The organism is Actinomycetota bacterium (assembly GCA_005888325.1).
In the GTDB taxonomy this organism is placed as follows: domain Bacteria; phylum Actinomycetota; class Acidimicrobiia; order Acidimicrobiales; family AC-14; genus AC-14.
On record VAWU01000071.1, the window covers coordinates 14,262 to 32,769 of the forward strand.

The window sequence follows — 18,508 nt, forward strand, 5'->3', positions numbered from 1 at the left end:
GCCAGGACATGGACCCCCACCCCACTGAACCGCCGGGCGCGCCTCCGGTCGTGGCGGTCGTCGTGGTCACCGATCCGGGGCCGTGGCTCGAGGAGGTCCTGGCCTGCCTCGGTCGGCAGGACTACCCCAGCGTCTCGGTGCTCGTGATCGACGCGGCCAGCGCGACCGATCCCACGCCCCGCGTGGCCGCGGCGCTGCCGGGTGCCTACGTGCGCCGGCTCGCCGAGGACCCGGGCTTTCCCGCCGCCGCCAACGAGGTGCTCAGCGCGGTCGAGGGCGCCGCCTACTTCGCCGTCCTGCACGGCGACGTGGCGCCGGACCCCGATGCCCTGCGCCTGCTCGTCGAAGAGGCCCTCCGGTCGAACGCCGGGATCGTCGGCCCGAAGCTCGTCGAGTGGGACGCGCCCGAGCGCCTCCTCGCGGTGGGGCTCAACGTGGACAAGACGGGCGCGGTCGCGCCGATCGTCGAGCGGGGCGAGCTCGACCAGGAGCAGCACGACGCCGTGCGCGACGTCTTCGCGGTTCCCACCGCGTGTCTGCTCGTCCGCAGCGACCTGTTCGACGCCCTCGACGGCTTCGACACCGAGATGCGAGAGCAGGGCGACGACGTCGACCTCTGCTGGCGGGCCCAGATCGTGGGCGCGCGCGTCCTGGTGGCACCGGCCGCGCGGGTGCGTCACCTCGAGGTCGAGGGGCCCCGCTACGGCGGGCTCGTCACCGAGGGCCGTCGAGCGGCGGCGCACCATCGGCTGCGCGCCACGCTGAAGAACTACAGCCGGTTCCACCTCGTGCGCGTGTTGCCGCAGGCGATGTTCGTCACGGTCGTGCAGGTGCTGCTGGCCGCCGCGCGCGGCCGCATGGCCGACGCGCGCGGGCTCGCATCGGCATGGCCTGCGAACATCCGCGCCCTGCCCCGGCTGCGACCGCTGCGCAAGGCCGCGCAGCGTCTCCGCACCGTGCCCGACGCGGAGGTGCGTCGCCTGCAGACGGGGGGCAGCGCCGAGCTGCGCGCCGAGATCCGGGTGCGCGTCGGTGGGCGTGAAGGCGTCCGCGCCCTCACCGAGGCGGGGCGCAGCCTGGCCGGCTCGCTGCGCAACGGCCCGGCGCGCGCGGCTGCCGGCCTGCTCGGTGTCCTCATCCTCGCCGTCGTCGTCGGGGACCGCCACGTGGCCGGCCGCGAGGTGCCCGCGGTCGGACAGCTGGCGGCGTTCCCCGGGAGCCCCGTCACGTTCTTCCGCCACTTCCTCACCGGGTGGCGGCCCGCCGGTCTGGGCGTCGAGGCCCCGGCCCCGCCGGCGTTCGCGCTCCTGGGCGGCGCCGGGTTCCTCGTGCTCGGACACATGAGCCTGCTCCGCACGCTGCTCGTGCTCGGCGCGTGGCCGGTGGGTGCGATCGGGGCGTTTCGCCTCACCCGCGATCTCGGCGCGGCCCGCGCCCGCGTCGTCGCGGTGATCGTGTACCTGAGCGTGCCCGTGCCCTACAACGCGCTGGCCCGGGGGCGGATGCCCGGTCTCGTCGCGTACGCCGCCGCGCCTTGGCTGCTCTCCCACCTCGCGCGGCTGACGGGCGCGGACCCGCTCGACGACGGTGACCCGGCAGGCGGGAGTCGCTTCCGCCTGCGGAAGGTCGTGGCCCTGGGACTGGTGCTCGCGCTCTCGGCCGCGTTCGCGCCCGCTCTCGCCGTCGCCGTCCTCGTGGCGTCCGTCGGCCTCACCGCAGGGTCGCTGCTGGTCGGCGGCCCTGCGCCGTTCCGCGCGGCCATCGCGGGCACCGCCGGTGTCGCGGTCGCCGCCGCCCTCCTGTTCCCGTGGACGCTCGACGTCGCCGGCTGGGGCGACCGCTGGTCGGCGCTCGGGGGCGTGCCCACCGCGCTCGACGGGTCGCTCGGGCTGGGCGCGTACCTCCGGTTCCAGACCGGTCCTCTCGGCGCCGCCCCCCTCGGCTGGGCGTTCCTGGTGGCCGCCGCGCTCCCGCTCGTGATCGGGCGCAGCTGGCGGCTCTGGTGGGCCACCCGGCTGTGGCTCGTGGCCCTGGCCTGCTTCGGGGTGGCGTGGGCGACCGGCCGCGGCTGGCTCCCCGGCGGGTTCCAGACGCCCGAGGTCCTCCTCGCGCCCGCGGCGGCGGCGCTGGCCGCGTCGGCGGCCCTCGGCGTGGTCGCGTTCGACATCGACCTGCGCCGCTTCCGCTTCGGGTGGCGCCAGGTCGCGTCGGTCGGCGCCGCGGGAGCGGTCATCGCGGGCGCGCTCCCCGTGCTGGGCGCTGCAGGCGACGGCCGGTGGCACATGCCCTCCGCGGGCGTGTCCCAGGCGCTCGACTGGACGCGAGCCAAGCAACGGGCGGGCACGTTCCGGATCCTCTGGGTGGGCGACGCCGCCGCGCTCCCGCTCGACGGCTGGGACCTCGGCGACGGCCTCGCCTATGCGACGTCGCGCGACGGCCCGCCCGAGGCGACCGACCTGTGGCCGGGGCCGGAGACACGCGCCGACAGGCTCATCCCCGATGCGATCGGCGCGGCGCGCCGCGGCGACACCACCCAGCTCGGTCACCTGCTGGCGCCGATGGCCGTGCGTTACCTGGTCGTGACGGGCCGGCTCGCTCCCGGGCGCATCCGGGCGCCGCGCACGCCGGTGCCCACCGTCGTCTCGCAAGCGTTCGCGGCCCAGGTCGACTTCAAGCTGGTGCCGTCCGACCCGTCGGTGGTCGTCTACGAGAACACCGCGTGGGGCGCGGGACGCGCCGTCCTCGACCGGGGCGTGAGCCTGCGCCCGACGTCGCGCGGCGCCGACCTCAGCGGCAGCCGTCCCGTGCTGCGGCAGGAGCGCTCTCCCGCGCGGTTCCGGGGGCGGGTTCCGGGGGACGCGACCGTCTTCCTGTCCGACAATGCGGACGGGTGGAAGCTGTCGGTCTCGGGCAAGGGCACCCGGCGCGGCACCGCGTTCGGGTGGGCCCGGTCGTTCCGGGTCAACCGGGGCGGGCAGGCCACGCTGCACTTCTCGACCTCGCCGCTCCGCTACGGCGCGCTCGCGCTCGAGCTCGCGCTCTGGGCCGTGGCCGTGGGGTACGTGCGCCGGAGCCGGCGACGGCCCGCGTGAGTCGCGGCCGGCTGCCGGTGCTCGTCGTCGTCGCCGGCCTCCTGCTGGCGGGCGGTCTCGCCGATCGCGCCGGCCGGCCCTCGACGACGCGCGCTGTCGCTCTCGCGGTGGGGTCGGGGGCCGCGCCCGCGTCGGCCACGTCGTCCACGTGGTACTGCACCGGCGCCCACGCCCGGCCCGACGGCGACGCCGTCGGCACGGTCGTGCTCGTCAACGCGGGGAGAAGGGTGCTCCGTGGCCGCGTCACCGTCGTCCCCGACAAGGGAAGCCGCCGTTCGGTGCCGGTCCGCGTGCCGGCCGCGGGCCGGGCGGGCGTCCGCCTCGCCGACGTGGTGACCGCCGACAACGCGTCGGCCCTCGTCGAGATGGACGGCGGCCAGGTCGTGGCCGAGCTCGTCACCCGGGGCCCCAAGGGCGACAGCGCCACGCCGTGCGCGTCGTCCACGTCCGACACCTGGTACTTCGCGGACGGCGCCACCACGCGCGACGCAGCCGAGGTGCTGATGGTGTTCAACCCGTTCCCCGAGGATGCGCTCGTGGATCTCTCGTTCAGCACGGAGCAGGGTCGGGCGGTGCCGGAGGCGTTGGCCGGCCTGGTGGTGAAGGGGAGGGGGATGCTGGCGGTGTCCGTCGGCGACTACGTGCGCCGCCGCGCGGCCGTGTCGACCATCGTCACGTCACGCGTCGGGCGCCTGGTCGTGGCGCGCCTCCAGGTCTTCGACGGAACCGGCGACGTGCCGCGCACCGGCGTGTCGCTCGCGCTCGGCGCTCCCGACCCCCGCGCGGTGTGGTACTTCCCCGAGGGCTTCGCGGGCGACGGCACAACCGAGCGCGTCCATGTCTTCAACCCGTCGGCGCGCGAAGCGCGCATCGAGATCGAGGTGCTGCTCGACCAGGGCGAGGCCGATCCCGTCGGTCTCACCGTGCCCGCCGTCTCGCGCGTGACGTTCACCGTCAACGAAGAGCCGCGCGTCCCACCCAACGTCGGGCACGCCATCGTGGTGCGCGCGACGAACGGCGTCGCGGTGGTGGCCGAGCGCACGGTCGAGGCCCTGCCGCCGTCGGCGCGGACGGGCCTGGCCATCACCCTGGGCGCCACCCGGGCGGCGTCGCGCTGGGCGTTCGCCGCCGGTGAGCCCGATGCCGCGGTCGAGGAATGGGTCACGGTGTTGAACCCCGGGGCCCGGGCGGTGACGGTGTCGGTCACCGCGCTGGACGGGGAAAAGCGCGTGCGCGTTCCGGGCCTGCAGCGACTGCGCGTGCCGGCGCGCGGGCGACTGCCGATTCGCCTCGCCGACCACATCGCGCGGCCCGTGCCCTCCGTCGTCGTCCAGGCGACCGGGCCGGTGGTCGTGGAGCGCGACCTGTACCGCGCATCGGCCCCCGGCCGCGCCATGGCGATGGGCACACCGCTCTAAGCCGGCCCCGGGTCCGCCTCCTTGTGCGTCTCCTTGTCGGCCTCCATGGCGGCGAGGATGGCGGCGAAGATCTTGGCCGCGTCGTCCTCGAGGTGGTCGCGCGCCCGCAGGAACACGAGGCCGCCGATGAACACCGGCGGGCTGACGAGTAGCAGCGCGGTGCGGAAGTTGCCGTCGAATGCGCCGGCGATGGCGAACACCACCACCGAGGCGATGGCCTGGCCGAACACCACCGAGACGAGGTTGAACGCGCCGAAGCCCGCGCCTCGGAGGTTCGCGGGGATGGCGTCGGAGAGGCCGGCACGCAGCGACGGCACCGCGAGGGTGATGATGAACGTCCCCGCCACCTCGAGCAGGAACGTCGGTGCGAGAGGCATCCGCAGGTACGACAGCACGAACACGGTCTGTCCGACGAGCACGCAGTACGCGGGAATCGCCATGCGCGCGCCGCGGATGCGCGTCATGGCGCGGTCTGCGACGCGTCCGCCGAGCAGCACGCCGGGGATACCGCCGAGGATGATCAACGCGCCGACGAAGAGCTCGGCGTGGCCCTGCTCGACGTGGAGGCTGCGCTCGTAGAATTGAGGGAGCGCGGCCGCGACGGCGGTCACGGTGAAGAGCAGCGACGACACCCCGACCAGCGCGTAGCGCATGGTGGGGATGGCAAGGATCACCTTGAGGTCGTCTCGCAGTCCGCGGTTCATGTTGCGGACGAACGCCCGAAACCCCTCGTCGAACAACGCGTGGTGCTCGACCTCGCCGGCCCGATCGACGTCCTCGACGCCGAGGTGCACGCGGTCGCTGTGACCGCGCCGCGGCTCCTCCAGGCGGTACACCGCGAGCGCGATGAGCACGCCGGGCGTCCCCACGACGAGGAAGGCGGCCCGCCAGCCGAACGCCTCGCCCACCAGGCCCCCGAGCCCGATGCCGAGCCCGAAGCCGACGAACACCAGGCACTGCTGGATGGAGAAGGCGCGCCCCCGCTCCTCGTGCGGGTAGTAGTCGGCGAGCAGGCTGCCGGCGGACGGCTCGGTGATCGCCTGCCCGAAGCCGAGCGCGGAGCGCACGGCGAGTAGCACCGGGTAGTTCCAGGCCGCCGCGGTCAGGGCAGTGATGGCCGACCAGGCCACGACCGTGTGCCCGACGGTGCGCGTGCGGTTCCAGCGGTCGGCGAGGTAGCCGGCGGGCACGCTCACCAACCCGTTCACCGCGATGAACGAGGACAGCAGGATGCCGAGCTGCAGGTCGCTCAGGTGGAAGTGGTCCTTCAGCGGTGTCGCCACGCCCCGCACGATGTTCTGATCGACCTGGTCGATCATGATCACCAGACCGAGCACCCACATCGGCCACGACGAGCGCCGGACTGTCACACGGGAGCTGCGGTCTGTCACATGGGAGCTGCGGTCCTCCGCTTCGCTTCGGTCCTCGCTCACCCGGCCATGCATAGTTGAGGGCGCCCATGGAGCGCCTCCTCATCGTCGCCGCGATCGTCGTGCTCGCCGCAGGCGTGGCCGCCGTCGTCCGGCGCAGGCGGCCCGAGCCGCCGACGCAGGGGCGTTGGCCCGTTCCCACCCAGCTCGACCGCGTCGACTTCGAGCGGCCCGACGCGCCGTGGCTGGTGGTGGTGTTCTCCTCGACGACCTGCCTGTCGTGCACCGACGCGGTCGAGAAGGCCCGGGTGCTCGCGGCCGCGGAGGTCGTCGTGCAGGAGGTGGAGGTGGCCGCCCGTCCGGGCCTCCACCGTCGCTACGGCATCGAGGCGGTACCGGTGACCATCGTCGCCGATGGCGAGGGCGTGGTACGCGCCTCGTTCGTGGGCGCGCCGTCGGCCACCGACCTGTGGGCCGCGGTGGCCCAGCTGCGCGGCTCCACCGGCGGAGCTAGCGGGGGAGCTCCTGGGTGACCTCGGCCGGTGCGGCGTGGCCGTTGCCGATGTCGTCGGTCGCGGCGGCGGGCTCCGGGAACGCCTCGCGATCGGGGGAGCCGGGGCGGTCGTCGGTGGGCGCGAAGTGGGGGACGGCCTTGTCACTGTCGTCGCCGTGGACGGCGCGCCCGAACGCGGCGTCGACCAGCCTCCCCACCTCGGCGCCGTCGATGGTCTCCTTCTCGAGCAGCGCCGCGGCCACCGCGTCGAGGCCCTTGCGATGTCGCAACAGCTCCTCGGTGGCGCGCTCCTCCTGCTCGCGCAGGATGCGCTCGACCTCCTCGTCGATCACGCGCGACGTCTCTTCGCTGTAGTCGCGCGTGTGCATGAGGTCCTCACCCAGGAAGACCATGCCCTGCGAGCCCCAGGCCATCGGACCGATGCGGTCGCTCATGCCGAACTCGCGCACCATGCGCTTGGCCATCTCGGTGCTGCCCTGCAGGTCGTTGCTCGCGCCGGTGGTGAGCGTGCCGAACACGATCTGCTCCGCGCAGCGTCCGCCCATGCGCACGCACAGCGTGTCCTTGATGTACTCGAGCGGATAGGTGTGGCGCTCCTCCATCGGCAGCTGCTGCGTCACGCCGAGGGCCATGCCCGTGGGCAGGATCGTCACCTTGTGCACCGGGTCTGAGTTGGGCAGCACGTAGGCGAGCACGGCGTGGCCGCCCTCGTGGAAGGCGGTGAGCTCCTTCTCCTTCTCCGTCAACGCGATCGACTCGCGGCGCTGGCCCATGATCACGCGGTCGCGCGCGGCCTCGAAGTCCTCCATTTCCACCATCTGCTTGCCCCCGCGCACGGCGTGCAGCGCGGCCTCGTTGACGAGGTTGGCCAGGTCGGCGCCACTCATGCCGGGCGTGCCGCGCGCGACCAGCCGGAGGTCGACGTCGGGCGCCATCTTCTTGTCCTTGCTGTGCACCTGGAGGATCGGCAGGCGCTCCTCGAGGTCGGGGAGGGGCACCACGATCTGGCGGTCGAAGCGACCGGGCCGCAGCAGCGCGGGGTCGAGGATGTCGGGCCGGTTGGTGGCCGCCATCATCACGATGCCCTCGGTGGTCTCGAAGCCGTCCATCTCCGAGAGCATCTGGTTGAGGGTCTGCTCGCGTTCGTCGTGCCCGCCACCGAGCCCGGCTCCGCGCTTGCGCCCGATGGAGTCGATCTCGTCGACGAAGATGATGCACGGCGCCTGCTTGCGCGCGGTCTGGAAGAGATCGCGCACCCGCGCCGCGCCGACGCCGACGAACATCTCCATGAAGTCGGAGCCGGTGATCGACATGAACGGCACGCCGGCCTCACCGGCGACGGCGCGTGCGATGAGCGTCTTGCCGGTGCCGGGCGGGCCGACGAGCAGCACGCCCTTCGGGATGCGCGCGCCGATCTCCTTGAACTTCCCCGGCTGCTTGAGGAAGTCGACCACCTCGGTGATCTCCTGCTTCACACCGGTGTAACCGGCGACGTCGGAGAACGTCGTCTTCGGCTTCTCGGTGTTGTACACCTTGGCCTTCGACCGCCCGATCGACATGAGCCCGGCCATCTGCCCCGCCTGCCGCCGGCCCAGCCACCACCAGAAGCCGACGAGCAGGCCGATCGGCAGCAGCCACACCAGCAGGCCACCGAGGAAGTTGGTGGACGGCGACTTGAACTTGACCCCACCCGGCGGGACCTTGTCGCGCACGAGCTTGAGGTCGCCCTCGGGCAGGCCGTTCACCGGAGCGGTGGTGCTGAAGGGCTTGCCCTCGATCGTCTTGCCGGTGATGCGCGAGGAGTCGTTCTGGACGACGATCTCCCTGACCTGCCCGGCCTGCACCTTCTGGATGAACTCGTTGTAGGCGATGTCGGACGATTTCCCCCCGCTGAACAGGGCGGACAGCACGATGGCGATGCCGATCACACCGAGCACGACCCAGACGATCGAACGCGGCCAGCCCGACTGCTGCTCACCGGGCGGAGCGCCGGGGCGGTCGTTGCGTCCCGCGCGGGGGTCGCGCGCCTGGGGACTCATGGGCCCATGGTAACGGCGCACGATGATCTATCGGCTCCCGTCGCCGGCCCGCGTCCTCCCCCAGGCTCATCCGCGCCACCGTCCGCGCCCGTCGTTACCGTCGGGCGATGTCCGCCCAACCCGCCCGCAGCTGTGACCGGCCTGTGTGCTCGGGCCCGGCGACGGCCTCGCTCACGTACGACTACGCGGGCCGCTGCGCCTGGCTCGACGACCTCGACGACGCGTACGACCCCCACGCCCACGACCTCTGCGCCGACCACGCCGACCGGCTCACGGTGCCGCGTGGCTGGGTCTGCGACGACCGCCGCTCCGCGGTGCGGCCGCTGTTCCACGTGCAGGTGGCAGGCCCGAGCGACCGTCGTCGCGCCGACGTCGCGGTCTGACCGCACCGGCTCCGTCCCGTCGATTCCGTAGCCTGGCGCGGTGACCGAAGAGGCGCCGCCCGCGGCCCTGCCCCGGTGGGCGCTCGGCGCCGCCGCGGTCGGCTGGGTGAGCGGCATGGTGTGCGGCGGCGTGCTGCTCGGGCTCTGGGTCGTGGCCACGGGCCAGGACAGCGCGGCCCTCGGCTCCCTGGGGGTCGCCCAGGTGGGGTTCTGGGTGGGCCTGCTGGGCGCGGTCGTCGTCACCAGCCGGCGGGGAGGGACGGGCAGTGTGGTGCGCGACTTCGGACTGCGCTTCCGCCCCGTCGACCTGCCGCTCGGCGTGGGCGCGGGGGTCGCCACCCAGCTCCTCGTCGTGCCTCTCATCTACTTCCCGTTCCGGTCGGTGATCGACAGGAGCGACCTCGAACGGCCGGCACGCGAGCTGGCCGACCGGGCCCACGGCCCCGGCTTCCTCGTCTTCGCGCTCGTGATCGCGGTCGGCGCGCCGGTCGTGGAGGAGCTCTTCTATCGGGGGCTCCTGCTCCGGTCGTTGCAGCGGTACCTCGCCGACGGCCCGGCCGTGGTGATCTCCGGGCTCGTCTTCGCCGCTTCCCACTTCGAGCTGCTCCAGCTGCCCGCCCTGGCCCTGGTGGGGGTGTTCCTGGCCGTCCTGGTCGTGAGGACGGGCCGGCTCGGCCCCGCCATCTGGTGTCACATCGCCTTCAACACCGTCACGGTCGTCGCCCTCGCGCTCGAGCGCTGAGCCGGGCCGATCGCTCAAGTGTCCTGCCGAATCGGTCGATACCCGAGGATTGGCCTCGGAGGGTCAGCACAGGGGAGTCGGCAATGCTCTGCCCGAGTTGCAGTTCCGGTCGTCTGGTCGAGATCGACATCACGCTGCGGGAGCGGCGCGTCACGATGCACTCGTGCTCGCGCTGCGAGACGCGCTGGTGGGACCAGGAAGGCGAGCCCGTCGGACTGAACCACGTCCTCGAGCTCGCAACCGTTCGTAGGTAGCCCGGGGCCCCACACGCGGGCGCCCATGTCGCCCCGCGGCCCGGGCGAGCGCCCCTGACTCCGGTGGGGGCGGGCCAGATGCCACGATGGTGGGCGCCATGGACCAGGCGCGGCGGCCGTCGTCTCACGCGATCATGCAGGCAGTCGTCACGGTCACCGCCGTCGGCGGCGCCGTGCTGTTCGTCCTCGTCAACCTCAAGCCGCACCTGCTGCTGGCCAACACCACGCCGGCGGGCGGCGACATGGGCGCCCACGTGTGGGGCCCCGCCTACCTGCGCGACCACCTCCTGCCCCACGGTCGCATCACCGGGTGGACGCCCGACTGGTACGCGGGGTTCCCCGCCCTCGTCTTCTACTTCCCCCTCCCGAGCCTGCTCATCGCGGCGCTCGACGTCGTGCTGCCGTACGGCATCGCGTTCAAGCTCGTCGCGGTCTCAGGGCTGGTGACGCTGCCGGTGTCGGTGTACATCTTCGGGCGGCTGACGGGGATGCGCTTCCCGGGACCGCCGATCCTGGCCGTCGCCACGGTGCCGTTCCTCTTCGACCGCTTCCACACGATCTGGGGGGGCAACATCGCGTCTGCGCTCGCGGGCGAGTTCGCCTTCGCGATGGCGCTGTCGCTGGCCTTCGTCTACCTCGGCGTGCTCGCGCGCGGGCTCGACACCGGCCGTCACCGCGCGCTGGCCGCGGTGCTTCTCGCGTGCACGGGCCTGTGCCACATGATCCCGACGCTCTTCGCGCTGGCCGGCACGCTCGTGCTGCTCGTCATGCGCTTCGATCGCCGGCGTTTGAAGTACGTCGCCGTCATCGCTTCCGTCGCCGCCGCGCTCGCCGCCTTCTGGGTCGTGCCGTTCGTGGTGCGCAACCCGTACACCACCAACATGGGATGGGAGCGCACGACCGCCTACGTCAAGTGGCTCTTCCCGTGGAAGCTGACGAAGAACATCGCACCCTCGGGCTGGACCCCGATCTGGACGTCGCACATGGAGGTGGTGACCGCGCTCGCCCTCGCGGGGACCATCGCGGGAGTCGCGCTCCGACGGCGCACCGCCACTGCCATCGCGGCCCTGGCCGCCATCGCCGCCCTCGGGTTCCGCCTGGTGCCCGAGGGCCCGTTGTGGAACGCCCGACTGCTGCCCTTCTGGTACCTGTGCCTGTACCTGCTCGCGGGCGTGGCCGTGGCCGAGGTCGGCGCGGCCCTCACCGCGATGCTGGTCGCCGACCCCGCCCGGCCGTCGGCGTTGGCGCGCGCGGTCACACCGGTGGTGACGGTCGTCGCGGTGCTCGGATGGGTCGCCCTGCCGCTCTGGCGGTTCCCGTCGTGGGTGCCGGGTGAGTCGGCCCATGCCAACGACAACAGCTTCATCCCGGGCTGGGCCCGGTGGAACTTCTCGGGCTACGAGCGCAAGCCGGCGTACCCGGAGTACCGCCGGCTGATCGACACGATGGACAAGGTGGGTCGCGATCGCGGCTGCGGCCGGGCGATGTGGGAGTACGACCTGAAGAAGCTCGACTCCTACGGCACGCCGATGTCGCCGATGCTCCTTCCGTACTGGACGAAGGGTTGCATCGGCTCGATGGAGGGCCTCTTCTTCGAGTCGGCCGGCACCACGCCGTACCACTTCCTCAACCAGTCCGAGCTCTCGCAGACGCCGTCGCGCGCCATGCGCTCGCTTCCCTATCGCGGCCTCGACGTGACGAGTGGCGTGCAGCACCTGCAGCTGCTCGGCGTGCGCTACTACCTCGCGTTCACATCCGCGGCGGTGGCCCAGGCCGACGCCGACCCCGACCTGCGCCTGATCGCCCGGTCCAACCCGTGGAAGGTGTACGAGGTGGCGGGGTCGGCCGAGGTCGTGGGGCTGCGGAACGAGCCGGCGGTGGTCGAGGGCATCGCCAAGTCGGGCGGGCGGTATCGCACCGACTGGCTCGACCTCGCGGTCGCCTTCTACCAGAACCCGCAGTCGTGGGACGTCCCCCTGGCGATCGACGGCCCCAAGAGCTGGCCGCGCGTGGGCGTGCGCCGAACCGGCGTCGAGACCGACGGCACCGCGGGCAGCGACATCCGCATCGACCGGCCCGCGCGCCGTCCGGTCGCGCCCGCCAAGGTGAGCGCGATCCGCACGACCGACGACCGGATCTCCTTCGACGTCGACCGGCCGGGCACACCGGTGCTCGTGAAGGCTTCGTACTTCCCCAACTGGAAGGCGTCGGGCGCCAAGGGGCCGTGGCGGGTCACCCCCAACCTCATGGTCGTGATCCCGACGCAGAAGCACGTGTCGCTGCATTACGGCTGGACCGTCGTCGACGGGGTGGGCTGGTTGATCACGCTGGGCGGCCTGGCGGCCGTCGTCGTGCTGGTCCGGCGCGGCTCGCTCGACTTCCCGCAGCCCGAGCCCGGGGGTGTCATCGAGCCCGACCACGGCGACGAGCTCACGAGCGACCTCGTACCCGTCTGATGCGCCGGCGGCTGCGCCGCTTCGGCAGCGTCGGCCTCGCGGTCACTGTCATCGACGTGGGCCTGCTGCTGGTGCTGCGCCTCGGCACCGGCATGCCCGTGATCGCGGCGGACGCGGTGTCCATCACCGTCGCCGCGTGGGCGTCGTACCTGCTCCACCGGACGATCACCTTCGGCGACGACCCGCACCTGCGCTGGGTGAGGGAGCCGGCGACGTTCGCCTGGGTCACCGTGACGGCGGGGCTCGTCGACATCCTCTTCGTGCGCGCCGGCGTCGCCGTCGCCTCCCTGCTCGACGCGGGGCGGGTGAGCGGCGTGCTCGTGCCCAAGCTGATCGCGCTGGTCGTTGCCGCCGGGGTGCGCGTCAGCGCGTACCGCAGCGTCCTGTTCCGCCGCGTGCGCATCGAGCAGGGGCGCCGCCCCGACCAGCCCGCGCCGCCCGGCGCGGTGCGGCTGAGCGTCGTCGTTCCCGCCTACCGCGAGGGCGCGCGGGTGGCCCGCACGGTCGAGCAGCTGCGGCACGCGCTCGCCGAGGTGGCCGCCTCGGGTGGGCTCGAGGTGGTGATCGTCGACGACGGCTCCGACGACGACACGGCCGAGCAGGCGCGCGCGGCCGGTGCCGACCAGGTGCTCGTGCTGCCCGCGAACCGGGGCAAGGGGGCCGCGGTGCGCGCGGGGATGCTCGCGGCCCACGGACGCGCGGTCGCGTTCACCGACGCCGACCTCTCCTATCCACCCGAGCAGCTGCTCCGGCTGCTGGCGGAGGTGGAGTCGGGTTGGGACGTGGTCGTCGGGAGCCGCAGGCACGTCGAGACGACCACGCTCGTGCGGAACCGGCGTCTGCGCGAGGTCAGCGGGCGCCTCTTCAACACGTTGACGGTGGCGGTGCTGCTGGGTCAGTACCGCGACACGCAGTGCGGGCTGAAGTCGTTCCGCGCCGACGCCGCCCGCCTGCTCTTCTCGCACGCGCTCGTCGACGGCTTCGCCTTCGACGTCGAGCTGTTCCATCTGGCCGAGCGGTACCGGCTCTCGCTCGCGGAGGTGCCCGTCGAGCTGGCCAACTCGACCACGTCGAGCGTGCGCGTCGGCCTCGACGCCGTGCGGATGCTCCGTGACCTCTTCCGCGTGCGCCGCTGGGCCGCCGCGGGGCGCTACGACCTCGATCCCGCCGACGAGCCGCTGACCACCACCAACTAGGGTGATCCCTCGCGATGGCGGACCTGAGCGCGATCTTCAAGGCCTACGACATACGGGGCACGGTGCCCGACCAGCTCGACGCCGACGTGACCCGGCGCATCGGTGCTGCGTTCGCCCGCTTCACGGGAGCCGCGGGCATCGTCGTGGCGCGCGACATGCGCGAGTCGGGCGTCGAGCTCTCGCGCGCGTTCGCCGAGGGCGCAGCCTCCCAGGGCGTCGACGTCGTCGACCTGGGGCTCGCCTCCACCGACCTCGTCTACTACGCGGCCGGCAAGCTCGACCGGCCGGCGGCGATGTTCACCGCCTCGCACAACCCCGCTCGCTACAACGGCATCAAGCTCTGCCTCGCCGGCGCCCGGCCGGTTGGCGAGGACACCGGGCTGAGGGAGATCCGCGGCCTGGTCGAGGAGGGGGTGCCGGCCACCACCGGCCCCGAGGGCCGGATCACCGAGTCGGGCCTCATCGACGACTACGCGGCCCACGTGCGCTCCTTCGTCGACCGGTCCGTGCTCCGTTCGCTCCAGGTGGTGGCCGATACCGCGAACGGCATGGGCGGGCTCGTCGTGCCCCGCGTGTTCGACGGAATGCCCTTCGAGCTCGAGATCCTCTTCGCCGACCTCGACGGCTCGTTCCCGAACCACCCGGCCGACCCCATCCAGCCCGAGAACCTGAAGGACCTTCAGGCGCGGGTGCTGGAGCGACGGGCCGACGTCGGCCTCGCGTTCGACGGCGACGCCGACCGTGTGTTCCTCGTCGACGAGCGGGCCCAGCCCGTCTCGGGCTCACTCACCACGGCCCTGGTCGCCAAGGCCATGCTCGAGAAGCATCCGGGCGCCGTCATCATCCACAACCTCATCTGCTCGCACGTGGTGCGAGAGGTCATCCTCGAGAACGGTGGCACGCCCGTGCAGACGCGCGTCGGTCACTCGTTCATCAAGGCGGTGATGGCCGACACCGGAGCGGTGTTCGGCGGCGAGCACTCGGGCCACTACTACTTCCGCGACAACTACCGCGCCGATTCCGGGCTGATCGCCGCCCTCGTCGTGCTCGAGCTCCTGTCGAAGGCGCAGCTGCCGCTCTCGGAGGTGCTCCGTCCGTTCGACCGCTACGCGGATTCGGGCGAGATCAACACCGCGGTCGACGATCCGCACGCCGTCATCGAGCGGGTCGCGAGCGTGTTCGCCGACATGCGCCAGGAACGCCTCGACGGTCTCACGGTCGACGGCGGCGACTGGTGGTTCAACCTGCGCCCGTCCAACACCGAGCCCCTCCTGCGCCTCAACCTCGAAGCAACCACGCGCGACGAGTGCGACCGCCATGTCGACGAGGTGCTCGCCGTCATCAGAGGAGAACACTGAGATGCCAGTCTCCCCCCAGCTGCTCGAGATCCTCGCCTGTCCCGAGGACAAGGGTCCGCTGCTCTACTTCGCGGACGAGGACGCGCTCTACAACCCGCGCCTCAAGCGGCGTTACGCGGTCAAGGACGACATCCCCGTGATGCTCATCGACGAGGCGGAGACGGTCGACGACGACGAGCACGAGCGGCTGATGCGCAAGGCCGAGGCCGACGGCGTCAGGCCCACGTTCGACCCGTCCACTCCCGCATGAGCGAGCACCGCAGCGCAGCGAGGAGCGCAGCTCCCATGTGGCAGATCGGTGCACCGGCCGAGGGACGAGGCACGGTGGGCCGATGAGCGATCGCGGCGTCGACACCCAGGGGATGGTCGAGGCCACGGCGGCCCTTCCCGAGCAGGTGGCCACCGCGGCGCGCGTCGCCCGCGGGCTCGACGGGTTGCCCGAGCGCGACAAGGTCGAGCATGTCGTCGTGCTCGGCATGGGCGGGAGTGGCATCGCCGGCGACATCCTGTCCGCGGCCGCGCAGCCGTTCATGTCGCTGCCGGTCGTCGTGTCGAAGTCCTACGAGCTCCCGGCCTTCGTGGGCGAGGGCTCGCTGGTGTTCGCCATCTCCTACTCCGGCGACACGGAGGAGACGGTCGAGGCGGCCACCGAGGCGGCGGTGCAGGGTGCGAGCATCGTCGCCATCACGAGCGGAGGTGAGCTGGGCCGGCTGGCCGCGGGCTGGGGCACGCCGGTGGTCCCGGTTCCGTCCACGATCCCCCAGCCGCGCGCCGCCCTCGGGGCGATGGCCATCCCGCCGTTGATCGTGCTGGAGGACATCGGGCTGTTCCCCGGGGCGGGCCAGTGGGTCGACGACGCGGTCGAGCAGCTGAAGCACCGGGTCGGCCGGCTCACGTCCGACAAGAGCGAGACGGTCGAGCTCGCCCGCCGCATCGGACGCACGATCCCTCTCATCTACGGCGGCGGCGCCATCGGCGCGACGGCCGCGCAGCGCTGGAAGACCCAGTGCAACGAGAACGCGAAGCTGCCGGCCTTCTTCAACGCGCACCCCGAGCTGTGCCACAACGAGGTGTCGGGTTGGGGCCAGGCGGGCGACGTCACCCGCCAGACCATCACCGCGGTTGGGCTCCGTCACGATTTCGAGCACCCACAGGTGATCCGGCGCTTCGACCTCGTCTGGAAGATGCTCGACGAGGTGGTCGCCGGGATCGAGGAGGTGCATGCGGAGGGCGAGGGCCAGCTGGCCCAGCTCCTCGACCTGATCCTCGTGGGTGACTTCATGTCGCTGCAGCTCGCCCTCCAGGAGGGCATCGACCCGGGCCCCGTCCCCGCGCTCACCGATCTCAAGACTGCTCTCGCGCAAGGCGAGTAGCAGGACACGACGAAAGGAACACCGTTGAACTTCGACATCGCCGACCCGGGCCTGGCCGACCTCGGGCGCCAGCGCATCGCCTGGGCCGACACGCACATGCCGGTGCTCGCCAGCATCCGGGAGCGCTTCGCCAAGGAGCGTCCGCTCGAGGGCGTCACGATGGCGGCCTGCCTCCACGTCACCACGGAGACGGCGAACCTGTTGCGCACGCTGAAAGCGGGAGGCGCCACCGTCGTGGCCTGTGCGTCGAACCCGCTCTCGACGCAGGACGACGTCGCCGCGTCGCTCGTGCGCGACGAAGGCATCGCGGTCTTCGCCATCAAGGGCGAGGACCACGACACCTACTACCGCCACATGGACGCGGCGCTCGACGAGCGTCCGCAGCTGACGATGGACGACGGCTGCGACCTCGTGTCACGGCTCCATCAGGACCGTCCCGACCAGGTGCCCGACGTGATCGCCGGCACCGAGGAGACCACGACCGGCGTCATCCGCCTTCGCGCCATGGAGAAGGACGGCGCCCTCCGCTTCCCGATCGTCGCGGTGAACGACGCCGACACGAAGCACATGTTCGACAACCGCTACGGCACCGGGCAGTCGACCCTCGACGGCATCATCCGCGCCACGAACGTCCTGCTGGCCGGCAAGAAGATCGTCATCGCGGGCTACGGGTACTGCGGCAAGGGCGTGTCGTCGCGGGCCCGCGGCATGGGCGGCCAGGTCTTCGTGTGCGAGGTCGACCCGCTGCGCGCCCTCGAAGCGGTGATGGACGGCTTCCGCGTCGTCCCCATGCACGAGGCCGCGCGCGAGGGCGACATCTTCATCACCGTCACCGGCGACCGCGACGTCCTGCGCCGCGAGCACTTCGAGGTGATGAAGGACGGCGCCATCCTCGCCAACTCCGGCCACTTCAACGTCGAGATCGATCTCGAGGCGCTGGCCAAGACCGCGACGGCGCGACGGCAGGTCCGCCCGTTCGTGGAGGAGTTCACGGTGGCAGGGCACCGGCGCCTCTACGTCCTGGGAGAGGGACGGTTGATCAACCTCGCGTCCGCCGAGGGACACCCGGCGGCGGTCATGGACATGAGCTTCGCCAATCAGGCGCTCGGCGCCGAGTTCATGGTCAAGCGCGGGCGGAGCCTCGAGCGCAAGGTCTACGTGGTGCCGATCGACATCGATCGCGAGATCGCACGCCTCAAGCTCGCCTCGATGGGCGTCGCCATCGACGGGCTGTCGCCCGAGCAGGAGTCGTACCTCGCGTCCTGGAGGCACGGAACCTAATCCCTCCCCGGGTGCAACGCTCGCAGGCAATTCTTGTCCTCGTCCTGGGCCTCGTGGTCCTGGGCTTCGTGGGCGAGATCGTTCCCCTCTACACCGACTGGCTGTGGTTCCAGGAAGTCGGCTACACGGACGTCTTTCTCACCACGCTCGGGTTTCGCGGCTCGCTCTTCACCGTCGTCGCCGTCGTGGTCCTCGCCTTCCTCTACGGGAACCTGACGTTCGCGGCCCACCGGGCCCGGCCGGACGTCCTGTGGGAGCTGGAGGATCAGCTCGGTCTGCCCGGCCGCGTGGTGATCGAGCCGATCATCCGGCGGTTTCTGCCGTTCGTCCTCGCGTTCATCGCGTTCACCGCCGGGCTGCGCGCGAGTGCTCGCTGGGAAACCGTCCTCCAGTATCGCAACGCGGTGCCCTTCGGCACCACCGATCCCCTCTTCAATCGCGACCTCGGGTTCTTCGTCTTCGCGCTGCCGTTCTGGCGGATGGCCCTGAGCTGGGCGACGACGCTCGTCATCGGCACCCTGGTGCTGACCGTCGTCATCTACGTGCTCCAGCGAAGCCTCGTGCTGACCGCCCGCGGCCCGCGGCTGGCCGCGGGCGCGCGGACTCACATCCTCTTACTCGGTGCCGTCTTCCTGACGCTGACCGCCGTCGGCTTCTGGCTCGAACGCTTCGAGCTGCTCTACTCCCCCCGCGGCGTGGTCTTCGGAGCGTCCTACACCGACATCCACGCTTCGCTGCCCGTCCTGGGCGCGCTGGCGGTCCTGGCCGGCCTCTGCGCGATCGCCTGCTTCGTCCAGATCATACGCGGTGGGCTCCGGCTGATCGCCGCCGGCCTGCTCGTGCTCGTCGGCGTGTGGATCGTCGGGCTCGGGATCTATCCCGCGCTCCTCCAGCGCTTCCGCGTCACCCCGAATGAGCTGGCGGCCGAGCGCCCGTTCATCCAGCACAACATCCGGATGACTCGCCAGGCCTACGGGCTCGACCGCATCGAGGAGAAGGAGTTCCCCGCCGACGAGTCGCTCGACGCGCGCG

Annotated in this window: 14 protein-coding genes; 12 read left to right on the top strand and 2 right to left on the bottom strand. The window is 72.1% G+C overall.

All coding sequences use genetic code 11. The features are described from left to right. Positions 1–8 precede the first annotated feature (8 nt). Positions 9–3,092 carry a glycosyltransferase gene (locus tag E6G06_21205; GenBank protein ID TML86168.1) on the top strand — a complete coding sequence of 1,028 codons (3,084 nt, stop codon included), beginning with the start codon at positions 9–11 and terminating at the stop codon, positions 3,090–3,092. Beyond that, on the top strand, positions 3,089–4,510 hold the full coding sequence (locus E6G06_21210; protein TML86169.1) for a hypothetical protein: 1,422 nt from the start codon (positions 3,089–3,091) through the stop codon (positions 4,508–4,510). Before E6G06_21205 ends, E6G06_21210 begins: the two co-directional genes overlap by 4 nt. Here E6G06_21210 and E6G06_21215 read toward each other — a convergent pair. Further along, entirely contained in the window at positions 4,507–5,955 is a 1,449-nt protein-coding gene (locus E6G06_21215) for an MFS transporter (GenBank protein ID TML86170.1), read from the bottom strand. The genes E6G06_21210 and E6G06_21215 overlap by 4 nt on opposite strands. Positions 5,956–5,969: 14 nt before the next feature. On the opposite strand from E6G06_21215, the gene E6G06_21220 reads away from it, so the two are divergent. Next, a complete protein-coding gene (locus E6G06_21220) occupies positions 5,970–6,413 on the top strand; it encodes a hypothetical protein (GenBank protein ID TML86171.1) in 444 nt (147 codons plus the stop codon). On the opposite strand, the gene E6G06_21225 is transcribed toward E6G06_21220, so the two are convergent. Beyond that, a complete protein-coding gene (locus E6G06_21225) occupies positions 6,391–8,433 on the bottom strand; it encodes an ATP-dependent metallopeptidase FtsH/Yme1/Tma family protein (protein TML86172.1) in 2,043 nt (680 codons plus the stop codon). The genes E6G06_21220 and E6G06_21225 overlap by 23 nt on opposite strands. Before the next feature lie 107 nt (positions 8,434–8,540). On the opposite strand from E6G06_21225, the gene E6G06_21230 reads away from it, so the two are divergent. The 9 genes from E6G06_21230 to E6G06_21270 form a co-directional block, all read left to right on the top strand. After that, the gene (locus E6G06_21230) at positions 8,541–8,816 is read left to right on the top strand and encodes a DUF3499 family protein (protein TML86173.1); all 276 of its coding nucleotides are present in this window, start codon (positions 8,541–8,543) and stop codon (positions 8,814–8,816) included. Positions 8,817–8,856: 40 nt separating this feature from the next. Further along, the gene (locus tag E6G06_21235) at positions 8,857–9,558 is read left to right on the top strand and encodes a CPBP family intramembrane metalloprotease (GenBank protein ID TML86174.1); all 702 of its coding nucleotides are present in this window, start codon (positions 8,857–8,859) and stop codon (positions 9,556–9,558) included. A gap of 340 nt (positions 9,559–9,898) precedes the next feature. Then, on the top strand, positions 9,899–12,268 hold the full coding sequence (locus E6G06_21240; protein TML86175.1) for a hypothetical protein: 2,370 nt from the start codon (positions 9,899–9,901) through the stop codon (positions 12,266–12,268). Then, positions 12,268–13,464, top strand: coding sequence for a glycosyltransferase (locus tag E6G06_21245; protein TML86176.1), 1,197 nt, complete (start codon positions 12,268–12,270; stop codon positions 13,462–13,464). The genes E6G06_21240 and E6G06_21245 overlap by 1 nt, the downstream gene beginning before the upstream one ends. Before the next feature lie 14 nt (positions 13,465–13,478). Continuing rightward, positions 13,479–14,822, top strand: coding sequence for a phosphomannomutase/phosphoglucomutase (locus E6G06_21250; GenBank protein TML86177.1), 1,344 nt, complete (start codon positions 13,479–13,481; stop codon positions 14,820–14,822). Position 14,823: 1 nt separating this feature from the next. Next, complete coding sequence (locus E6G06_21255; GenBank protein TML86178.1) at positions 14,824–15,072, top strand: Trm112 family protein; 249 nt, start codon at positions 14,824–14,826, stop codon at positions 15,070–15,072. Between the two features lie 82 nt (positions 15,073–15,154). Then, on the top strand, positions 15,155–16,195 hold the full coding sequence (locus E6G06_21260; GenBank protein ID TML86179.1) for a bifunctional phosphoglucose/phosphomannose isomerase: 1,041 nt from the start codon (positions 15,155–15,157) through the stop codon (positions 16,193–16,195). A gap of 24 nt (positions 16,196–16,219) precedes the next feature. Further along, positions 16,220–17,476: an adenosylhomocysteinase gene (locus E6G06_21265; GenBank protein ID TML86180.1), complete on the top strand. Its 1,257-nt coding sequence runs from the start codon at positions 16,220–16,222 to the stop codon at positions 17,474–17,476. Further along, the coding region (locus E6G06_21270) for a hypothetical protein (protein ID TML86181.1) at positions 16,924–18,508 on the top strand (1,585 nt) is incomplete at its 3' end. The genes E6G06_21265 and E6G06_21270, both read left to right, overlap by 553 nt.